A 20,218-nucleotide genomic window follows, 5' to 3' on the forward strand; every position below is an offset into this window, starting at 1 on the left:
CAGGCTCGGGTTACCCAGAGCCACTTCCGGGGAGGGTGAGTGTCCACTGTCGTCATCAAGCGGCCGCCACGCCGCCCGGCACCGGAGATCCCGGTCGGTGAGCTGCCCGTCGAGGCGCCGCCGGAGATCCCCGCCGCCGCCGGTGGGCGCTGGCAGCAGGCGCTGATGGTGCTGCCGATGCTCGGCGGGACGGTGGCCATGGCGATGATGTTCGGCCGCGGCGGCGGCGCCTACTCGTACGTGGTGGGCGGCATGTTCGGCCTCTCCTCGCTGGCGATGCTGGTGACCACCTGGGGCAGCGCCGGGCCGAAGAAGTCCGAGCTGATGGCCGCCCGCCGGGAGTACCTGCGTCACCTGGCCACGCTCCGGCGCCGGGTGCGGGAGACCGCCGGCGCTCAGCGGGCCGGGCTGTCCTACCGCCATCCCGAGCCGGGGCGGCTCTGGTCGACAGTCGACAGTCATCGGGTCTGGGAGCGCCGGCCGGGCGACCCGGACTTCGCCGTGGTCCGGGTCGGTGTGGGCCCGCAGACGCTCGCCACCCCGCTGGTCCCGCCGGTCACCCGCCCGCTGGAGGAGCTGGAGCCGATGACCGCCGGGGCGCTGCGGCGCTTCCTGGACGCGTACTCGGTGGTGCCGGACCTGCCGGTGGCGCTGTCGCTGCGCAGTTTCGCCCGGGTCTTCGTGCGCGGCCCGGCCGGCCCGGTACGCGGTGCCGGCTCGCCCGCCGCGCAGGCGCTGGCCCGGGCGGTGCTCACCCAGCTCGCCGTCTTCCACGCGCCGGACGAACTGCTGATCGCGGTCTGCGCCGGGCCGGAACGCCGCAACGCCTGGGAGTGGGTGAAGTGGCTGCCGCACGCCCACCATCCGGCGCGTACCGACGCGCTGGGCCCGGTGCGGCTGGTCACCAGCTCCGCCGCCGACCTGGAACGGCTGCTCGACGACGTACTCGGCGCCCGGTCCCGGTTCAGCCCGCACGGCACCGCGACCGACGGGCCGCACGTAGTGGTGGTGCTCGACGGCGGCGACCTGACCGGCGCGACTGACCTGGCCGGTGACGGCGGCATCGACGCGGTCACCGTGCTCGACCTGGACACTCCGCCGCCCCGGCTGCTCGACCGGTACGCGCTGCTGCTCGACCTGGTCGACGGCCGGCTGCACTCGCACTCCGCGGAGGGGCACGCCGAGGTGGGCGCCGCCGACGCGCTGGCGCCCGCCGACGCGGAGGCGGTGGCCCGGCGGCTCGCGCCGCTGCGGCTGGCCGGCACGGTACGCGGACCGGACGCGCCGCCCGGCGCCGAGCTGGGCCTGCCCGAGCTACTGGGTCTGGGCGACCCGGAGAGCTTCACCGCCGAGCAGGGCTGGGCGCCCCGGGCCGCGCGGGACCGGCTGCGGGTGCCGATCGGGGTGGGCGCCGACGGCGGGGCGATCGACCTGGACCTGAAGGAGTCGGCGCAGGACGGCATGGGCCCGCACGGCCTGTTGATCGGCGCGACCGGCTCGGGCAAGTCGGAGCTGCTGCGCACACTGGTGCTCGGGCTGGCCGCCACGCACAGCTCGGAGCAGCTCAACTTCGTGCTCGTCGACTTCAAGGGCGGCGCCACGTTCGCGTCGTTCGAACGGCTGCCGCACACCGCCGCCGTGATCACCAACCTGGCCGACGCGCTGCCGCTTGTGGACCGGATGGTGGACGCGATAAACGGGGAGCTGATGCGCCGGCAGGAGTTGCTGCGCCGGGCCGGCAACTTCGCGAGCGTCCGCGACTACGAGCGGGCCCGGGCGGCCGGGTCGCCGCTGGCCCCACTGCCGTCGCTGCTGCTGATCTGCGACGAGTTCTCCGAGCTGCTCTCCGCCAAGCCCGACTTCATCGACCTGTTCGTGCAGATCGGCCGGTTGGGCCGGTCGCTGGGTGTGCACCTGCTGCTGGCGAGCCAGCGGCTGGAGGAGGGACGGCTGCGCGGGCTGGACACGCACCTGTCGTACCGGATCGGGTTGCGGACGTTCTCGGCGCTGGAGTCCCGGACGGTGCTGGGCGTGCCGGACGCGCACGAGCTGCCGCGCAGCCCGGGGCACGGTTACCTGCGCTCGGGCACCGACCCGCTGGTCCGGTTCAAGGCCGCGTACGTCTCCGGCACGGTCCGCCGTCGCGGCGGGGCGGCGGGCGCGTCCGGCGCCGGCGAGGCTCGGGTGCTCGCGTTCTCCACCCACCTGGTCCCGGTGCCCGAGCCGCCCGCGCCCGTCGAGCCGCCCGCCGAGGACGACAGCGGCGAGACGCTGCTGGACCTGCTCGTGGACCGGCTGGCCGGGCAGGGCCCGCCCGCGCACCAGGTGTGGCTGCCGCCGCTGGACGCCTCGCCCGCCCTGGACGAGCTGCTCGGAACGGTCGGCGCCGACCCGCTACGCGGGCTCACGGTGGCGAATCCGGAGCTGCACGGTGCGCTGCAGGTGCCGGTGGCGGTGGTCGACAAGCCGTTCGAGCAGCGGCGCGACCTGCTCTGGCTGGCGCTGGACGGCGCGGCCGGGCACGTCGCGGTGGTCGGCACCACCCGCAGCGGCCGGTCCAGTCTGCTGCGCACCCTGGTCTGCGCGCTCGCGCTCACCCACACCCCGGCCGAGGTGCAGGTCTACTGCCTCGACTTCGGCAGCGGGACGCTCGGCACGCTGCGCGACCTGCCGCACGTGGGCGGTGTCAGCGGGCGCACCGACGGCACCGCGGTGCGCCGTACCGTCGGCGAGGTCGCCGGTCTGCTGGCCGAACGGGAGCGGCGTTTCGCCGAGGCCGGTGTGGAGTCGATGGCCGTGTGGCGACGGCGGCGGGCGGCGGGCGCGCCGGACCCGTTCGGGGACGTGTTCCTGGTGGTGGACGGCTGGAACACGCTGCGCGGCGAGTACGAGGACCTGGAACCCCTGGTCACCGAGCTCGCCACCCGGGGCCTGGCGTACGGGGTGCACGTGGTGGCGAGCGCGCTGCGCTGGTCGGACTTCCGCCCGGCGATCCGCGACCTGTTCGGCTCCCGGCTGGAGTTGCGTCTCGGCGACCCGGCCGACTCGGTGGTGGTCAAGCGCGCGCTGGCGGCCACCGTGCCGGAGGAGCGGCCGGGGCGCGGCATCACCGCGGGCGGCCTGCACTTCCTCACCGCCGAACCGCGCGTCGAGGCGCTCGGCGCGGAGACCGCCGACCTGGTCAAGGCGGTCGCCGGCGCGTGGAGCGGTCCGCCCGCGCCCCGGGTGCGGCTGCTCCCGCCGGTGCTGCCGTACGCCGAACTGGACCACAGCGCGACGAGCGGGCCCGCGTTCCCGATCGGCGTGGCCGAGGCGGACCTGTCCCAGGTGGTGCTGGACTTCGCCACCGAGCCGAACTTCCTGGTCTTCGGCGACGCCGAGTGCGGCAAGTCGTCGTTCCTGCGGGCGCTCGCCACCTCGATCGTCAACCGGTTCACGCCGGAGCAGGCCCGGGTGATGCTCGTGGACTACCGGCGCAGCCTGATGGGCGTGATCGAGACGCCGCACCTGATCGGATACGGCACCGCAGCGCCGCACACCGCCGAGCTGATCGAGTCGGCCGCCGGTTATCTCCAGGGGCGGCAGCCGGGGCCGGAGGTGACACCGGCGCAGTTGCGCAGCCGGTCGTGGTGGACGGGACCGGAGCTGTTCGTGCTCGTGGACGACTACGACCTGGTGGCGGGCGGGCCGACGAACCCGTTGCGGGCGCTTGAGGACCACCTGCCGCACGCGCGGGACGTCGGGCTGCACCTGGTGCTGGCGCGGCGCACCGGCGGCGCCGGGCGGACCGCGTACGAGCCGATCGTGCAGCGGTTGCGCGAGCTGTCCACGGCCGGGCTGGTGATGTCGGGCGGGCCGGAGGAGGGCACGCTCGTCGGCCAGGTGAAGGCCGGGCCGCTGCCGCCGGGGCGGGCGCGTCTGGTCACCCGCCGGGAGGGGGTGCGCCTGGTGCAGTTGGCGTATCTCCCGCCCGGGTGATCAGGCTGGCCGAGTTGCCCCGTGACGGCCGGGGCAACCGGTAATCTCCGTGCAGCATGTGTCTGACGCGACCGAACGGCTGGGGAATGTGACAGGGGATCGGCAGGGACCGCCCGGTGGGCCGCCCCGGCGTCTCGCCGGACGCGCGCTGCTCGCCGCCGCCTCGGCACTGGTCACCGTGGCCGGTCCGCTGGCACCGCCGGCACACGCCGCGCCCGCCGCCTCGACCGCCGTGGCGCGGCCCTGGTCGGCCCCCGACCGTCCGCTGCGCACCGACCAGGTACGCGACGAGCAGTGGCAGCTGGAGGAGCTGCGGGCGAAGACCGCATGGCGCACGTCGACCGGGCGCGGCGTGGTGGTCGCGGTGATCGACTCCGGTGTGGACGGCTCCCACCCCGACCTGGCCGGGCAGGTGCTGCCCGGCCTGGATCTGGTGACGCCGGACGGCTCGGACGGCGCGGACCCGGTGGGGCACGGCACCACTGTGGCGGGGCTGATCGCCGGGCGGTCCGACGACGACCGGGGCGTGGTGGGGCTCGCGCCGGACGCCAAGATCCTCCCGGTCCGGGTGCTCGACGCCGAGAACCGCTACGACGACGCGCTGATCATCGCCAAGGCGGTGCGCTGGGCGGTGGACAACGGCGCCCAGGTGGTCAACCTGTCGCTCGGCGGCAGCAGCGACAACCCGGCCCTGGCCGCGGCGCTCGACTACGCGTTCGCCCGGGACGTGGTGGTGGTCGCCTGCACCGGCAACCTGGCCACCTCGACGACCACCGACGTCTGGTACCCGGCCCGCGAACCGGGCGTGCTCGCGGTCACCGGGCTGGAGCGGACCAGCGAGAACCTCTGGTCCGGCTCGATCACGGGTCACGAGACGGTCCTCAGCGCCCCGGCCACCGGGCTCTACGGCGCCCGCCCGGAGGGCTACTGGCGGGGGCAGGGGACGAGCTTCGCCGCGCCGCTCGTCGCCGCGACGGCGGCCCTGGTCCGCTCGCGGTATCCGAAGATGTCGGCCGGGGACGTGGTCAACCGGCTGATCAGCACCGCCCGGGATCTGGGCCCGACCGGGCGGGACGACCGGTTCGGCTACGGCCTGGTCGACCCGGTGGCCGCGCTCACCGGTGACGTGCCGTCGGTGGCCCACAACCCGCTCGACGACAACGCCTCCCCCGGCGTGGTGGGCTTCGGGCCGGCACCCGGCGACGGACCGGACACCCGGGCCGCCGCGGCGGGCCGCGGCGGCGACCCGCTCGGGCGTACGGCGGAGGGCTGGACCGCCCGGCCGGCCGGGCAGACGGACGTCTCCGCCCCGGAGCGGCTCTGGACCGGCCTGGCCCTGTTCGTCGCGCTCGTCACCGGCACCGCGCTGATGGTGCGCCGGTTCCGGCAGACCCGTCGCTGAACCGGTCTGACCCTGCCCTCCGGTGGGTAGGGGAATGCCCATGGACACCACCGGGGCGACGGTCACGCGCCGGTCGTGGCGGCACCGCCGCCTCGACCGCGATCACTCGCTGGGGCTGCGGCTCACCCTGACGGTGGTCGCGGCGTTCCTGGTGCTGGTGCCGTTCGCCCTGATCGCGCTGCTGGTGCTCGGCGCCTGGCCGCCCCTGCTGCGGCTGGACGCCTCGATCACCGACGCGTTCCACGGGTACGCGCAGGACCATCCCGCATGGGTCGCGGTGATGACGGTCTGGACGCACGTGTTCGGGCCCGGCCCGCTGCGGGTGGCGGCTGTCGTGGCGGTGGTCTGGCTGGTCCGCCGCGGCGCGCCCCGGCTGGCGGTCTGGGTGGTGGTCACCATGCTCGTCGGCGGGCTGCTCGGCGCGCTGCTCAAGCTGCTCGTCGGCCGGGACCGGCCGGATCTGCTCGACCCGGTGGCCCGGGCCGCCGGCTACTCCTTCCCGTCCGGCCACGCGCTCAACGCCACGCTCGCCGCAGGGGTGCTGCTGCTGGTGTTCCTGCCGTTCGTGCGGGACAGCCGCCCGGGCCGGATCGCGCTGTGGACCGCCGCCCTGCTGGTCACGGTGGTGACCGGGATCAGCCGGATCGCGCTCGGCGTGCACTGGACCAGCGACGTGGTGGGCGGCTGGGTGCTCGGGACCGCCGTGGTGGCCGCGACAGCGGCGGCGTTCGCCACCTGGCGCAGCGGGTCCGGACGGCCGTCCGCGCGTCCGCTGCGCGAGGGGGTCGAGCCGGAGCTGGCCGACCAGCGGCCGGAGGGCGGCCGGGCGTAGCCGGGCCCGCAACGGGGTACAGGCGAGCCCATGTCCGATGTCGTGATCCGAGTCACCCGGCGTGTCCTGCTGCCGCTGGCCCTGCTCTTCGCGCTGATGGTGGGCCTGGGCCTGCTGGTGACCCGGGTACTGGCGCACACCTGGCCGTTCACCGTGGAGGACACGGTCAACCGGGAACTGGCCGGCGACCGGACGCCGGGGTGGAACGACGTCTCGCTGGTGTTCAGCACGCTCGCCAGCACCCAGATGATCGTCGTGGTCACCGTGCTGGCGGCGCTGGTGCTGCGGCTGGTGCTGCACCGCTGGCGGGAGCCGCTGTTCCTGTGCGCGGCGGTGACCGCGCAGGCGCTGATCTTCCTGTTCACCACGATGGTCATCGACCGGAACCGCCCGGCCGTTGCGCACATGGACGCCTCGCCGCCCACGTCCAGCTTCCCGTCCGGGCACACCTCGGCGGCCACCGCGCTCTACGTCGGCCTCGCGGTGCTGCTGGCGCTGCGGGCGCGCAGCACCCCGGCCAAGGTCGGCTGGTGGACGCTGCTGGTGCTGGTGCCGATCGGCGTGGCGCTCACCCGGATGTACCGGGGCATGCACCACCCCAGCGACGTGGTCGCCTCGTTCCTCAACGGCGGCGTCTGCGTCGCGATCATGGCCCGGGCGGTCCTCGACCGCACGCTCACCTGGGGCCGCGCCCACCTGCCGCTGTCCCGCTCCGGTGACGAGGCGACACCGGCGGGAGCGTCCGCGGGCGGCTGAGCGCCGCCGGCCGGCTCAGGTGCAGTCGCCGGTGTCCACTCCCCGGGTACGCTCCGCGCCCGCCAGCGCCACCGGTCGCGCCTCGGCCGCGGTAACCGCGAAGCCGGTGTTCGGGTCGTCCGCCGCCGCCGCGAAGATCACGCCGAGCACCAGACCGTTCGAGGAGACCAGCGGGCCGCCGGAGTTGCCGCTGCGTACCAGCGCCCGGATGGTGTAGATCTCCCGGTTGACGTCACCGGCCGAGTAGATGTCCGGGCCGGTGATCCGGTCGACGTCGCGGATCCGGGCCGGGCGGGCGTCGTACGGGCCGTCGAGCGGGAAGCCGAGCACGATCGCGTCGGCGCCGGTGGCGGCCGGTCCGGCGGCGAAGCGCAGCGACGGCCCGGGCAGCCCGGGTACGTAGAGCACCGCGAGGTCCCGGTCCGGGTCGTAGACGACGACCTCGCCGTCGTACCGCTCGCCGCGCAGCTCCACCGCCACGGAGCGGGTGCCGGCCACCACGTGCGCGTTCGTCATCACCCGGTCGTCCGCGTACACGAAACCGGAGCCCTCGATGCGGCGTGAGCAGCTCGGCGCGGAGCCGAGCACCTTCACCACCGACCGCCTGCTGTTCTGCACCACCTGGGAGTTGGCCAGCGCCGGGTCGGGCGGTGCGACCTGCCGGGCCCGGGTCGGCGCGAGGTCGCCGAACACGTCCGGGAAGCCGTTGGTGTCGACCGTGTCGCGCAGCGCGGTGGACAGATCCTGCGCCTTGTCCGGCAGCACCTGGTCGACGACTGTGAGCAGCGCGCTGTTGCGGACCGAGGACGCCAGCCACGGCACCGAGGAGGAGCCGAGCGGCACGGCGACCAGCCACGCCACGAGCATGACCGCGACGACCGAGATGAACGCGCCGCCGACGTCGTCGATCTTCCGGCCGGCCGGGCCGGTGATGGCGGCCCGCAGGTTCGAGCCGAGCCAGCCCGCCAGCGCCTGCCCCAGCACCGCGAGCCCGAAGATCGCCACCAGGGAGATCAGCACGCGTGTGCCGCTCGCCGCGAACTGCTGTGCGATCAGCGGCCCGACCTGGAGGCCGAGCAGCGCTCCGAGGAAGAAGCCGGAGAACGACAGGGCCCCGATGACGAAACCCTGGCGGTATCCGCTGATCGCGAACACGAGCATGAGCAGGAGAAGGACGAGATCCACGGCGGACACGCCCCAAGGGTACGGGCACGGGGCCCGTGCTCGGCTCAGCGCTCGCGGAACGTGACCCGGGGATGCGTACGGGTGATCACCGCACCGGGCTCTCGTCGGCCGCCTCGGTGCCGGCCGACGGAGCGGGCGTGGCGTCGACAGGCGGCAGGTCCACCACACGCGAGTGCGGCCAGGGCCGGGACCAGCCGCCCATCTCCAGCAGCCGGTCGATCACGCCTGCGGTGAAGCCCCAGACGAGCATGCCGCGTGCGGAGAAGGCGGGACCGATCCAGCCGCTCGGGTGGCGTACCCGCATGCGGTTGTCCGGGTCGACCAGCTCGCTGACGGGCAGCCGGGCCACGTGGGCGACCTCGGCCGGCTCGCGCGGGTGCACCGGGTGCGGGTCGTGCCACCAGGCGAGCACCGGGGTGACCACGAAGTCGCTGACCGGGATCCACAGCCGGGGCAGCTCGGCCAGCACTGTGACGCTGCCCGGGTCGAGGCCGACCTCCTCGTTCGCCTCGCGCAGCGCGGTGGCGCGGGCGTCCGCGTCCTCCGGGTCGGCCGCCCCGCCCGGGAAGGCCGGCTGCCCGGCGTGGTTGCGCAGTGTCGCGGCGCGCTGGAGGACGAGCACGTCCGGCCCGGCACCGGGCTCCTCGCCGAGCAGCACCAGCACGGCGCTCTCCCGGCCGCCGCTTTCCGGCGTGACGATGCGGGTGAAGTCCTCCGCCCGCGCGGTGCCGAGCCGGCCCAGCAGCGGGTCGAACCACACCGGCGGCCGTCGGGTCATACCCGCACCCCGAGGTGACGTTCGAGCAGCGCGGCGAGGCGGGCGTCGTCGAGCGCGCCGGTCGCGTCGGTGTGCCGGATCCGGCCGTCGGCGTCGACGAGCACTGTGAGCGGGAACGCGTTGCGTTCCAGCGCGCGCTGGAACGCGTCGCCCTGGTCGAGCAGCATCGGGAAGTCGACGCCGTAGTCCTCGCCGATGGACTGCGCGCCGCCGCGGCTGTCCCGGCTGTTCACGCCGATCACCTGGAACCGGCCGTCGGCCCGCTCACTGAGCCGCTGGAACGCGGGCAGCTCCTTGCGGCACGGCGGGCACCAGGACGCCCACACGTTGATCACCGCCGGGCCCTTGACGTCGCGCAGGTTCACCGGTGCACCGCCGGTGAAGCAGTTCAGCGTCAGGTCGGGGAGCTGGTCCCCGGCCTTCCCGGCGGGCGTCGGAGACGCGGCGGCCGGCGCGACGGTCAGCGGGGCGCAGTCGGCGAACGGCGAGGGGCGCTCGGCCCGGGTCGCCGGCGCCGGACGTTCCGGCTCCTCGGTCGTGGCGGTGCAGCCCGCTGCCGCCAGCAGCAGCGGGACGAGAAGGTACGCGAACCGGCGCATCACGGCACGTCCGCCGCTGCCGCCTGCTGCGGCACCAGGTCGGGATCGAGGCCGACTGCGACCGCCAGGTCACGGGCCCGGGGGCCCTTCAGCAGCTTGGCCGCGGCGGCCGGCTCGGTCGGCCCGGTGCCGTACGCGGGACACAGCTTCGCCAGCGTGCACGCGCCGCAGGCGGGCTTGCGGGCGTGGCAGACCCGGCGGCCGTGGAAGATCACCCGGTGCGACAGCATCGTCCATTCCCGCTTCGGGTAGAGCGCGCCGATCGCGTGCTCGATCTTCACCGGGTCGGTCTCGGCGGTGAGCTGCCACCGCTGCACCAGCCGTTGGAAGTGGGTGTCGACGGTGATGCCGGGGACACCGAAGGCGTTGCCGAGGATGACGTTCGCGGTCTTGCGGCCGATCCCCGGCAGGGTCACCAGGTCGTCGAGCCGCCCGGGCACCTCGCCGTCGTACCGCTCGCAGAGCGCCCGCCCCAGGTTGATCAGGGAGCTGGTCTTGTTGCGGTAGAACCCGGTGGGCCGGATCAGCTCCTCCAGCTCGACGCGGTCCGCAGCGGCGTAGTCGGCCGCGGAGCGGTAGCGGGCGAACAGCTTCGGCGTGACCTCGTTGACCTTCTTGTCGGTGCACTGGGCGGACAGGATCGTCGCCACCGCGAGCTCCAGCGCGTTGGCGTGGTCGAGCTCACAGTGCGCGTCGGGGTGCGTCTCGGTCAGCACGCGGCCGATGCGCCGGGCGCGGCGCGTACGACCGAGGTCGGTCTCGGGGGAACGCGTGGTCACGTCGGCCAGCCTACGTCGCGGGGCCGACGCTCCGGCGGCTCGGCGCGGCCGGGGTGCGCTCAGCCACCCGCCGGTGCGGTGATCTTGCCGGTCCCGTCGAGCTTCGCGCCGGTGTCCGGGAAGTCGGACCGGTTCAGGTCACGGACCAGTCCGAGGCCGCGGTTCTGCCGGTCCACGGACGGACGGCCCACGCCGTTCATCACGGTGGAGGTGAACGTGCCGCCGACGAACGTCCCCTCGGCGGTGAGCGACACCTTGAGCACGCCGCCCCAGCCGAGCCGGCCCGAGCTGTTCAGCGACTTCCCGCCGCCGGCGAAGTTGCCCAGGCTGTACGCGATCAGCCGCCCCTTGTAGAACTCCATCCCGCGCAGCACGTGCGGACCGTGCCCGATGACCAGGTCGGCGCCGGCGTCGATGACGGTGCGGGAGAAGCGGATCGGATCGCCGCGGTTCTCGCCGAAGAACATCTCGGTGCCCGGCTTGACCCGGGTCTTGTCCGCCCCCTCGGCGCCCATGTGCACCTGCACCACCACGATCTGGGCCTGCTCCTTGGCCATCTCGACCACCTGCTTGGCGGCGTTCAGGTCGACCAGGCTGTTGGACCAGGGGTACGACGAGAAGCCCACCACGGCGACCTTGATGCCCTTGACGTCCACCACGGTGATCTCGCCAGGCGCGCCGGTGTGCTTGAGCCCGTGCGCCTCCAGCGCCGACTGGGTGTTCTCGTAGCCCTGCCGGCCGTAGTCGTAGCCGTGGTTGTTGGCCTGGTTGAGCAGCTGGAACCCGGCCGAGCGCAGGTGCGCGGCGTAGCCGGGCGGCGCGCGGAACTGGTAGCAGTTCTTCGGCTCCGGGCCGCACTTGCCGGCGCCGGTGTCGTCGGTGAGCGGCTCCTCCAGGTTGCCCATCACCAGGTCGCCCTTGAGCGCCGACTTCACGTCGTCGAAGAAGCCCTTGCCGCCGTTGGGCGGCAGCCGGTCCGGCGCGTTGCCCATGATCACGTCACCGGTCGCGGTGAGCGAGATCGAGGGCTCCTTCGACGCGTCCGGCGCAGCCGGCTGGTCACCCGTCTCGGGTCCGGCCGAGCCGGTCGACCCGCCGCCCTGTCCCGCCTGCCACCGGGGGTCGCCGCCGGACCCGCCGGCGTCGCCGCCGCAGCCGGCGACGAACAGGACGGCGACGAGCGCGGCGAACGCGGCCAGGCGCCGGCCGAGCACCGCGCGACGCGGGCCGGGCACGGCGGCGGGCGGTCCGGCGACGGCGGCGCGGAGGGTACGGGGCACAGAGCGGGCGGAAGCGTACATCGTCGGCGACGCTACCGTCCCCGGAACGCCGCGACGAGGGCCGATCGGTCGGAAAACCCGGCGTGTCGCGTGTGCCGGGCGCACGTCAGCCCGCCCGCCGGTCGGACCAGGGCACCACGGTCCCGGCGCCGCCGGAGCGGACGGCGGCGTGCACGGCCCGGGCCAGCGGTGCGCCCCAGGCCGACCGGGGACCGCCGTACGGGGCCGGATCGCCGTCGGCCGGGCAGAGCACGGTCACCGCGTCGGTGGGGGTGCCGGTGGCGGGCAGTCCGAGTTCCCAGATCGCCTGTGCCTTCGCCTCGGTGGCGGTGGCCACGGCGTTGACCAGGGCGGCGTCGCCGAGCCGCACCGGGACGTACACGACGATGTTGACGGTGCCGACGTGCTGCGCGGGCCGGGCCGGCTCGCTCGCGGCCGACGGCGCCGGCCCGGGTGCGGCGGCGGACGGCTCGGGGGCGGCGGCCCAGACCGGCGTGCCCAGGCCGACAGTCGCCCAGACCCGGACGCCGCCGTCGGTGCGGCGGACCACCTCGCTCACGTCCACGCCGGTCAGCAGCCCGACCCCGGGCCCGTCCAGGTCGAGGCCGTGCGCCAGCTCGGCCAGGTGCGCGGCGGGGTCGTCCCGGTCGTACGACATGGGGACCGTCGCGTTCAGCACCCACCGGCGGACGCCGATCCCCCCGCCCAGCGGCGCGGAGCCGACCGCGAGCAGTGGCGACTCGGCCCGCCACGCCAGCAGCGGGATGTCCCAGCCGGATTCGGACCGGCTGGTCAGGAACGGCTCACACAGCACGCCGGTCACCCTACGATCACAGGTGGGAACGGGTGGCGCCGGCCCGGGCCGGGGGCGGGATCTTAGCCGCTCCCCAGGTCGGGTGGGTTACGCCCAACGATCAAGATTCCAGGGGTGCACCTCTGATTCCTGCTCATGTGCGCCTAGACTGGCGGCGCGCGAGGGATCAGCGGACGGCGGACCCGGCCGACGGACGGCACGCGCAGGCGGAGGTGCGCGATGGACGAGGTACTGGCCCGCAGCGGGATCTTCCAGGGTGTCGACCCGGAGGCTGCCGAGGCGCTCGCCAAGGAGATGGAGACGATCGAGGTCCGCAAGGGCGAGATCGTGTTCAACGAGGGCGAGCCCGGCGACAGTCTCTACATCCTCCTGTCCGGCAAGATCAAGGTGGGTCGCCGCGCGGCGGACGGCCGGCAGAACCTGATCGCTGTGATGGGCCCGTCGGACATGGTGGGTGAGCTGTCGCTCTTCGACCCCGGTCCGCGTACGGCGACGGCCACGGCGGTCACCGACACCCGTCTGGTCCGGCTGCGCAAGCAGGCGCTGCGGCCGTGGCTGAACAACCGGCCCGAGATCGCCGAGCAGCTGCTGCGGGTGCTGGCCCGCCGGCTGCGCCGGACCAACGACTCGCTCGCCGACCTGATCTTCACCGACGTACCGGGCCGGGTCGCCAAGAACCTGCTCCAGATGGCCGGCCGGTTCGGCACCCGCGACGGCGGCGTGCTGCGCGTGACGCACGACCTCACCCAGGAGGAGATCGCCCAGCTCGTCGGCGCGTCCCGGGAGACCGTCAACAAGGCGCTGGCCGACTTCGCCTCGCGCGGCTGGCTGCGGCTGGACGGCAAGAGCATCATCATCCTCGACCCGGAGCGCCTGGCCCGCCGCGCGCGGGTCTGATCCTCCGTACCGGCTTCCCGGCCCGGCCCGCCACCGCGCGGAGCCGGGCCGATGCCGTCTTCTGCGCAGGCCGGGCCGGTGTCGCCTCTGAGCGAGCCGGCTCTGCCCGCCGCAGAATCGCTTGGTGCTCCCGCCCCGGTGCCGCCAGGCTGGGACGATGCCCGATCGCGTCGCCGTCCTCTCCGACATCCACGGTGTGCTGCCCGCGCTGGAAGCAGTGCTGGCCGAGCCGGACGTGGCAGCCGCCGACCTGATCGTCCTCACCGGTGACCTGGCCGCCGGTCCGCAGCCGGTCGAGGTGCTGGACCGGCTGACCGCGCTCGGGGACCGGGCCTGCTGGGTCGGCGGGAACGCCGACCGGGAGCTGGTGCAGGCCCGGGCCGGGAAGGCTTCCCCGATCGAGGTCTCGAACTGGGCCGCCGGGCAGCTCCGCGACGACCAGGTGGCCCGGCTGGCCGCGCTGCCGCCATCGGTCACGCTGCCGGTCACCGGCCTGGGCGACGTGTTGTTCTGCCACGCCACCCCGCGCGACGACGAGGAGGTCGTGCTCGTCGACTCGCGGCTGGACCGCTGGGCCGAGGTCTTCGCCGGCCTGCCGGCCGAGGTCGGCACGGTGGTCTGCGGGCACACGCACATGCCGTTCACCCGGCTGGCCGACCGTCGCCTGGTGGTGAACCCGGGCAGCGTAGGCATGCCGTACGGGGGCGCGGGCGCCTGGTGGGCGCTGCTCGGCCCGGGCGTGCAGTTGCGCCGGACCCGCTTCGACGTGGACGTCGCCTGCGCCCGGGTCGCCGCCGAGTCCACGTTCCCGGATGCGGCGGCCTGGGCCGACGAGTACGTCCGCTCCCGCCACTCCGATGCCGACGCGCTCACCGTCTTCGCTCCGCGCGACGGCCGCTGAGGCGTTAAAAGGGGCCCTTCCTCTACCGCAGGCGTTAACAAGGGCCCCCTCCTTTCAAAAAAGTCAGGCTTGACTGTTTGTTTTGGGCGGGGCACGCTGTCTGCGTGTCGAGCCGAGTTCCGCAGCAGGAGCGCAGCCGTGCCACCCAGGCCCGGCTGCTGGAGGCGACCGTCGAGTGCCTGGTGGAGCACGGCTGGTCCGGCACCACGACGACAGTGGTGGCGGCACACGCCGGCGTCTCCCGGGGCGCCCAGCTGCACCACTACCCCACAAAGGCCGCGCTGGTGACCGCCGCCGTCACCCACCTGACCGAGCGCCGGGCGGCCGAGCTGCGCGCCGAGGCGGCGCACCTGCCGGTCGGCCCGAAGCGGCTCGACGGCGTGGTCGACCTGCTCGCCGCCTCCTTCACCGGCCCGCTGTTCGTGGCCGCGCTGGAGCTGTGGGTGGCCGCGCGTACCGACGCCGAGCTGCGCGCCGCGCTGGTGCCGCTGGAGGCGCGGATCGGCCGCGAGATGCACCGGCTCACCGTCGAGCTGCTCGGTGTGGACGAGCGCAAGCCGGGCGTACGCGAGTCGGTGCAGGCCACCCTCGACCTGCTGCGCGGCCTCGGCGTGGCCAACCTGCTCAGCGACGACTCGCCCCGCCGCGCCGCCCTGCTGCACACCTGGAAACGCCAGCTCGCCGCGCTGCTCACCCCCGAGAGCGAGCGGCACTGATCCCCTGACGCCCCACCCCCGCCCGGAGGCACAATGGTCGACCTGACAGCCCTGCTCGCGGATCTGGCCGCCGAGTCCGAACAGCTCGACGCGCTCGTCGCGGACCTGCCGCCGGAAGGATGGGAGCGGCCGACACCGGCCCCGGGCTGGACCGTCGCACACCAGGTCGCGCACCTGGCCTGGACCGACCACGTCGCCTACCTGGCGGCCACCGACGAGTCCGCGTTCTTCGCCTCGGTGATGGCCGCGCCGGACCCGTCGCGCCTGGTCGAGGACGGCGCCGAGTCCTTCCTCGCGCCCCCGCCCGCGCTGCTGTCCCGCTGGCGTTCCGGCCGGTCCGCGCTCGCCGGGGCGCTCGCCGCCGTCCCGGCCGGGCAGAAGATCCCCTGGTACGGCACCAGCATGTCGCCCACCTCGATGGCGACGGCCCGGCTGATGGAGACGTGGGCGCACGGCGAGGACGTGGCAGACGCGCTGGGCGTCAGCCGTACCCCGACCGAGCGCCTGCGGCACATCGCGCACCTCGGCGTCCGTACCCTCGGGCACGGCTTCGCCGCCCACGGCCGCGAGGTGCCCACGGTGCCGGTGCGGGTCGAGCTGACCGCGCCCGCGGACGGTGACGTGTGGGAGTTCGGGCCGGCCGACGCGGCCGACCGGGTGACCGGCCCGGCACTCGACTTCTGCCTGCTCGTCACGCAGCGCCGGCACCGCGCGGACCTGGCCCTGACCGCCACCGGGCCGGTGGCCGACGAATGGCTGGACGTGGCCCAGGCGTTCGCCGGCCCGCCCGGCGACAAGCGCGAACCGGCGAACGGAACCTCCTCATGAGCGTGCTGCGGATCGGGAACGCGTCGGGCTTCTACGGCGACCGCTTCGCCGCCTGGCGGGAGATGCTCGACGGCGGCGAGCTGGACGTGCTGACCGGTGACTACCTGGCCGAGCTGACCATGCTCATCCTCGGCCGGGACCGGATGCGCGACCCGTCGCTCGGGTACGCCAAGACGTTCCTGCGCCAGGCGGAGGGCGTGCTCGGCACCGCGCTGGAGCGCGGCGTCACGCTGGTCACCAACGCGGGCGGCCTCAACCCGGCCGGGCTGGCCGACGCGATCCGGTCGCTCGGCGACCGGCTCGGCCTCCAGGTCCGGGTCGGGTACGTCGAGGGCGACGCGATCCAGCGGCCGGACGCGCTGACCGCGAACGCCTACCTGGGCGCGTTCGGGATCGCGGCCTGCCTCGACGCGGGCGCGGACGTGGTGGTCACCGGGCGGGTCACCGACGCCTCGCTGGCTGTCGGCCCGGCGATCGCCCGCTTCGGGTGGACCCGCGACGACCTCGACGCGCTGGCCGGCGCGACTGTGGCCGGGCACCTGATCGAGTGCGGCGCGCAGGTCACCGGCGGCAACTTCAGCTTCTTCACCGAACTGCCGGACGGCGGGCACCGCCCCGGCTTCCCGATCGCCGAGCTGCACCCGGACGGCTCGTCGGTGCTCACCAAGCACGCCGGCACCGGCGGCGCGGTCACCGTCGAGACGGTCACCGCCCAGTTGCTGTACGAGGTGGGCGGGCCGGACTACCTCGGCCCGGACGTGGTGACCCGGCTGGACACGGTGCGGCTGGCGCAGGAGGGCCCGGACCGGGTAAGCGTCTCCGGGGTGCGCGGCACGCCGCCTCCGGACACGCTCAAGGTGGGCGTCAACAACCTGGGCGGCTTCCGCAACTCGATGACGTTCGTGCTGTGCGGGCTGGACATCCCGGCCAAGGCGGCACTGGTCCGGGGCCAGATCGAGGAGTCGGTCGGCACGGAGGGGCTGGAGTTCACGCTGGCCCGTACCGACCACCCGGACACCGGCGACACCGAGGCGGCGAGCGCGCTGCTGCACGTACACCTGCGTGACGGCGACAAGTCGCGGGCCGGGCGTGCGTTCTCGGCGGCGGCGGTCGAGCTGGCGCTGGCCTCCTACCCGGGCTGCACGCTGACCACGCTGCCGGGCGACGCGACGCCGTACGGGGTGTTCACCGCCGACACGATCGCGCAGGACGCTGTCGAGCACGTCGCGGTGCTGCCCTCCGGCGAGCGGGTGCCGATCGCGCCGCCGACAGTGACGGGCGGTTTGCAGGGGGCCCCTGTACGACACGAGGCGTCAACAGGGGGCCCTTCCTTACCCGCAACCCGGCGGGGGCCGCTCGGTGAGCTGGTCGGCGCGCGGTCGGGCGACAAGGGTGGCGACGCCAACCTGGGCGTCTGGGCGCGTACCGACGCGACCTGGCCGTGGCTGCGCGACTGGCTGACCGTGGAGCGGCTGGCCGAGCTGCTGCCGGAGACCGCGGCGCTCACCGTCGAGCGGTACGAGCTGCCGAACCTGCGCGCTGTCAACTTCGTGATCCGCGGACTGCTCGGGCAGGGCGTGGCCGCGTCCACCCGGTTCGACCCCCAGGCCAAGGCACTCGGCGAGCTGCTGCGCTCGCGAGTCGTCGATCTTCCGACGGAGGCTCCGGCATGACCATCGTGGACACGCCGGAACGCCGGCAACTGCGCGAGCTGACCCGCTCGTTCGTGACCCGGGAGGTGCTGCCGCACCTGTCCGACTGGGAACGGGCGGGCGAGGTGCCCCGGTCGCTGCACGAGACCGCCGCCAAGATCGGCCTGCTCGGCATCGGCTTCCCGGAGTCGGTCGGCGGCAGCGGCGGTGACCTGCTCGACTCGATGGTCGTCACCGAGGAGATCATCCGCTCGGGCGGGTCGTCCGGGCTGGTCGCGGCGCTGTTCACGCACGGCATCGCGCTGCCGCACATGGTCGAGACCCAGGACGAAGGGCTGATCGACAAGTACGTCCGGCCGGCGCTCGCCGGGACGATGATCGGCGCGCTGGCGATCACCGAGCCGGACGGCGGCTCGGACGTGGCGGGCATCCGCACCTGTGCGGTACGCGACGGCGACCACTACGTCGTAAACGGCTCCAAGACGTACATCACCAGCGGGGTCCGCGCCGACTTCGTCACCACTGCGGTCTGCACCGAGTTCCCCGGATCGGGCTCGGTCAGCCTGCTCGTCATCGACAAGGGCACGCCCGGGTTCACGGTGGGGCGGCGGCTGGAGAAGCTGGGCTGGCACTGCTCCGACACCGCCGAGCTGTCCTTCGTCGACGTGCGGGTGCCGGTGACGAACCGGGTCGGCCCGGAGGACACCGGATTCCTCGCCATCATGCAGCAGTTCGCCAACGAGCGGCTGTCGCTCGCCACCCAGGCGTACGCGACCGCGCAGCGCTGCGTGGAACTGGCCGTGCAGTGGTGCCGCGACCGCCAGACGTTCGGCCGTCCGCTCGTCGGGCGCCAGGTGGTCCGGCACAAGCTGGCTGAGATGCACAGCCGCACCGACGCGGCCCGGGCGTACGTGCACGACGTCGCCGAGCGGGTGGCCGCCGGCCAGCCGGTGGTGACCGAGGTGGCGATGGCGAAGAACGTGGCGGTGGCCACCTGCGACTGGGTGGTCGACGCCGCGCTGCAACTGCACGGCGGCTTCGGCTACATGCGTGACGCCGAGGTGGAGCGGCACTACCGGGACGCCCGTCTGCTCGGCATCGGCGGCGGCACCACCGAGATCATGAACGAGATCATCGCGAAGGGCATGGGCCTATGAGCACGACTGTCCTGCAGAGCACCATCGACCCGTCCGCGCCCGCCTTCACCGCCAACCGGGAGGCGCTGCTGGAACGCCTGGCCGAGCTGGAGGAGGCGCTCGACCAGGCCCGGGGCGGTGGCGGCGAGAAGTACGTGACCCGCCACCACGGTCGCGGCAAGCTGCTCCCCCGGGAGCGGATCGAGCTGCTGCTCGACCCGGACAGCCCGTTCCTGGAGTTGTCGTCGGTGGCCGCGTACGGCACCGACTTTCCGGTCGGCGCCAGCACCGTGACCGGCATCGGCGTGGTCGAGGGCGTCGAGTGCCTGATCGTGGCGAACGACCCGACGGTACGCGGCGGCGCGATCAACCCGTGGTCGCTGGCGAAGACCCGGCGGGCGGGTGAGATCGCGGCGGCCAACCGGCTGCCGATGGTGAACCTGGTCGAGTCGGCCGGGGCGGACCTGCCCACCCAGGCGGAGATCTTCATTCCCGGCGGCCGGGTGTTCCGTGACCTGACCCGGCTGTCCGCGCAGCGGATCCCGACCGTGAGCGTGGTCTTCGGCAACGCCACCGCCGGTGGCGCGTACGTGCCGGGCATGTCGGACTTCACCGTCATGATCCGGGACCGCTCGCAGGTCTACCTGGCCGGGCCGCCGCTGGTGAAGATGGCCACCGGCGAGGTCACCGACGACGAGTCGCTCGGCGGCGCGGCGATGCACGCCACCACCTCCGGCCTGGCCGACTTCCTCGCCGAGGACGAGCGCGACGGCATCCGGCTGGCCCGGCAGTGCGTCCGCAGGCTCAACTGGCGCAAGCACGGCCCGCCGCCCCGCAACCCCCACCCGCTGCCACCCCGGTACGACCCGGAGGAGTTGCTCGGGATCGCCAGCGCCGACCTGAAGGTGCCGTTCGACCCGCGCGAGGTGCTGGCCCGGGTGCTCGACGACAGCGCGTTCGACGAGTTCAAGCCCGGCTACGGCACCGCGCTGGTGACCGGCTGGGGTGAGCTGCACGGCTACCCGGTCGGTGTGCTCGCGAACGCCCGGGGCGTGCTGTTCAGCCAGGAGGCGCAGAAGGCGGCCCAGTTCATCCAGCTCGCCAACGCGGCGGACACACCGCTGGTCTTCCTCCAGAACACCACCGGCTACATGGTCGGCACCGAGTACGAGCAGCGCGGCATCATCAAGCACGGCGCCCTGATGATCAACGCGGTGTCGAACTCGAAGGTGCCGCACCTGACTGTCAACCTGGGTGCCTCCTACGGTGCCGGCAACTACGGCATGTGCGGCCGGGCGTACGAGCCCCGGTTCCTGTTCACCTGGCCGAACGCGAAGTCGGCGGTGATGGGCCCGGCACAGCTCGCCGGGGTGCTGTCCATCGTGGCCCGGCAGGCGGCCGCCGCCCGGGGACGCGAGTACGACGAGGACACCGACGCCGCCATGCGGATGATGGTCGAGCAGCAGATCGAGTCGCAGTCCGGCGCGCTGTTCCTGTCCGGGCGGCTCTACGACGACGGGGTGATCGACCCCCGGGACACCCGTACCGTCCTCGGGCTGTGCCTGTCGGCGATCCACAACGGACCGGTGAAGGGCGCCGACGGTTTCGGCGTCTTCCGGATGTGACCTGTGAGCGCGAGGAACGCAGCGAAGCGGAGTCCCGCAGTCGCGAACGAAAGGCAGGCT

General features: G+C 74.0%; 17 protein-coding genes. 11 read left to right on the top strand and 6 right to left on the bottom strand.

Translation table 11 applies throughout. The annotated features are described in order from the left end of the window. Positions 1-39: 39 nt before the first annotated feature. From eccCa to OC439_RS11675, 4 genes are all read left to right on the top strand, one after another. Entirely contained in the window at positions 40-3,978 is a 3,939-nt protein-coding gene (gene eccCa / locus OC439_RS11660) for a type VII secretion protein EccCa (protein ID WP_262013408.1), read from the top strand. Positions 3,979-4,066: 88 nt separating this feature from the next. Next, the gene (gene mycP / locus OC439_RS11665; protein ID WP_262013409.1) at positions 4,067-5,380 is read left to right on the top strand and encodes a type VII secretion-associated serine protease mycosin; all 1,314 of its coding nucleotides are present in this window, start codon (positions 4,067-4,069) and stop codon (positions 5,378-5,380) included. A 40-nt stretch (positions 5,381-5,420) separates the two neighbouring features. Further along, on the top strand, positions 5,421-6,212 hold the full coding sequence (locus OC439_RS11670) for a phosphatase PAP2 family protein (protein WP_262013410.1): 792 nt from the start codon (positions 5,421-5,423) through the stop codon (positions 6,210-6,212). 30 nt (positions 6,213-6,242) lie between these two features. Next, a complete protein-coding gene (locus tag OC439_RS11675; protein WP_262013411.1) occupies positions 6,243-6,968 on the top strand; it encodes a phosphatase PAP2 family protein in 726 nt (241 codons plus the stop codon). 15 nt (positions 6,969-6,983) lie between these two features. On the opposite strand, the gene OC439_RS11680 is transcribed toward OC439_RS11675, so the two are convergent. The 6 genes from OC439_RS11680 to OC439_RS11705 form a co-directional block, all read right to left on the bottom strand. Continuing rightward, positions 6,984-8,162, bottom strand: a complete 1,179-nt coding sequence (locus OC439_RS11680) for a MarP family serine protease (RefSeq protein ID WP_262013412.1) — start codon at positions 8,160-8,162, stop codon at positions 6,984-6,986. A gap of 76 nt (positions 8,163-8,238) precedes the next feature. Further along, complete coding sequence (locus OC439_RS11685; RefSeq protein WP_262013413.1) at positions 8,239-8,931, bottom strand: NUDIX hydrolase; 693 nt, start codon at positions 8,929-8,931, stop codon at positions 8,239-8,241. Beyond that, the gene (locus OC439_RS11690) at positions 8,928-9,533 is read right to left on the bottom strand and encodes a TlpA family protein disulfide reductase (protein WP_410054909.1); all 606 of its coding nucleotides are present in this window, start codon (positions 9,531-9,533) and stop codon (positions 8,928-8,930) included. Before OC439_RS11690 ends, OC439_RS11685 begins: the two co-directional genes overlap by 4 nt. Further along, the gene (nth, locus tag OC439_RS11695) at positions 9,530-10,372 is read right to left on the bottom strand and encodes an endonuclease III (RefSeq protein WP_410054912.1); all 843 of its coding nucleotides are present in this window, start codon (positions 10,370-10,372) and stop codon (positions 9,530-9,532) included. The genes OC439_RS11690 and nth overlap by 4 nt, the downstream gene beginning before the upstream one ends. Continuing rightward, the gene (locus OC439_RS11700) at positions 10,369-11,589 is read right to left on the bottom strand and encodes a CapA family protein (protein ID WP_355511559.1); all 1,221 of its coding nucleotides are present in this window, start codon (positions 11,587-11,589) and stop codon (positions 10,369-10,371) included. Before OC439_RS11700 ends, nth begins: the two co-directional genes overlap by 4 nt. Positions 11,590-11,695: 106 nt before the next feature. Further along, positions 11,696-12,403 (bottom strand): adenosylcobinamide amidohydrolase, encoded by a 708-nt coding sequence (locus OC439_RS11705; protein ID WP_262013416.1) that lies wholly within the window; start codon positions 12,401-12,403, stop codon positions 11,696-11,698. A 219-nt stretch (positions 12,404-12,622) separates the two neighbouring features. Here OC439_RS11705 and OC439_RS11710 point away from each other — a divergent pair, with 219 nt between their 5' ends. The 7 genes from OC439_RS11710 to OC439_RS11740 all read left to right on the top strand — a co-directional run bounded on the left by OC439_RS11710 (position 12,623) and on the right by OC439_RS11740 (position 20,158). Then, a complete protein-coding gene (locus tag OC439_RS11710; RefSeq protein ID WP_007466162.1) occupies positions 12,623-13,300 on the top strand; it encodes a Crp/Fnr family transcriptional regulator in 678 nt (225 codons plus the stop codon). Positions 13,301-13,457: 157 nt separating this feature from the next. Next, positions 13,458-14,201, top strand: a complete 744-nt coding sequence (locus OC439_RS11715; protein WP_262013417.1) for a metallophosphoesterase family protein — start codon at positions 13,458-13,460, stop codon at positions 14,199-14,201. A 104-nt stretch (positions 14,202-14,305) separates the two neighbouring features. Beyond that, positions 14,306-14,917: a TetR/AcrR family transcriptional regulator gene (locus OC439_RS11720; RefSeq protein WP_013289007.1), complete on the top strand. Its 612-nt coding sequence runs from the start codon at positions 14,306-14,308 to the stop codon at positions 14,915-14,917. A gap of 33 nt (positions 14,918-14,950) precedes the next feature. After that, entirely contained in the window at positions 14,951-15,745 is a 795-nt protein-coding gene (locus OC439_RS11725) for a TIGR03084 family metal-binding protein (RefSeq protein WP_262013418.1), read from the top strand. Beyond that, positions 15,742-17,418, top strand: a complete 1,677-nt coding sequence (locus OC439_RS11730; protein ID WP_262013419.1) for an acyclic terpene utilization AtuA family protein — start codon at positions 15,742-15,744, stop codon at positions 17,416-17,418. The genes OC439_RS11725 and OC439_RS11730 overlap by 4 nt, the downstream gene beginning before the upstream one ends. Beyond that, complete coding sequence (locus OC439_RS11735) at positions 17,415-18,554, top strand: acyl-CoA dehydrogenase family protein (RefSeq protein WP_262013420.1); 1,140 nt, start codon at positions 17,415-17,417, stop codon at positions 18,552-18,554. The genes OC439_RS11730 and OC439_RS11735 overlap by 4 nt, the downstream gene beginning before the upstream one ends. Continuing rightward, positions 18,551-20,158, top strand: coding sequence for an acyl-CoA carboxylase subunit beta (locus tag OC439_RS11740; RefSeq protein ID WP_262013421.1), 1,608 nt, complete (start codon positions 18,551-18,553; stop codon positions 20,156-20,158). The genes OC439_RS11735 and OC439_RS11740 overlap by 4 nt, the downstream gene beginning before the upstream one ends. The last annotated feature ends 60 nt before the right edge of the window (positions 20,159-20,218 follow it).

The organism is Micromonospora sp. Mcm103, assembly GCF_024519755.1.
In the GTDB taxonomy this organism is placed as follows: Bacteria; Actinomycetota; Actinomycetes; order Mycobacteriales; family Micromonosporaceae; genus Micromonospora; species Micromonospora aurantiaca.

Bases quoted from the DNA above. Each gene is read 5' to 3' on its own strand.
- OC439_RS11735 (WP_262013420.1), top strand. From the start codon at position 17,415: ATGACCATCGTGGACACGCCGGAACGCCGGCAACTGCGCGAGCTGACC.
- OC439_RS11685 (WP_262013413.1), bottom strand. From the start codon at position 8,931: ATGACCCGACGGCCGCCGGTGTGGTTCGACCCGCTGCTGGGCCGGCTC.
- OC439_RS11715 (WP_262013417.1), top strand. From the start codon at position 13,458: ATGCCCGATCGCGTCGCCGTCCTCTCCGACATCCACGGTGTGCTGCCC.
- OC439_RS11730 (WP_262013419.1), top strand. From the start codon at position 15,742: ATGAGCGTGCTGCGGATCGGGAACGCGTCGGGCTTCTACGGCGACCGC.
- OC439_RS11740 (WP_262013421.1), top strand. From the start codon at position 18,551: ATGAGCACGACTGTCCTGCAGAGCACCATCGACCCGTCCGCGCCCGCC.
- OC439_RS11675 (WP_262013411.1), top strand. From the start codon at position 6,243: ATGTCCGATGTCGTGATCCGAGTCACCCGGCGTGTCCTGCTGCCGCTG.
- OC439_RS11710 (WP_007466162.1), top strand. From the start codon at position 12,623: ATGGACGAGGTACTGGCCCGCAGCGGGATCTTCCAGGGTGTCGACCCG.
- OC439_RS11670 (WP_262013410.1), top strand. From the start codon at position 5,421: ATGGACACCACCGGGGCGACGGTCACGCGCCGGTCGTGGCGGCACCGC.
- OC439_RS11725 (WP_262013418.1), top strand. From the start codon at position 14,951: ATGGTCGACCTGACAGCCCTGCTCGCGGATCTGGCCGCCGAGTCCGAA.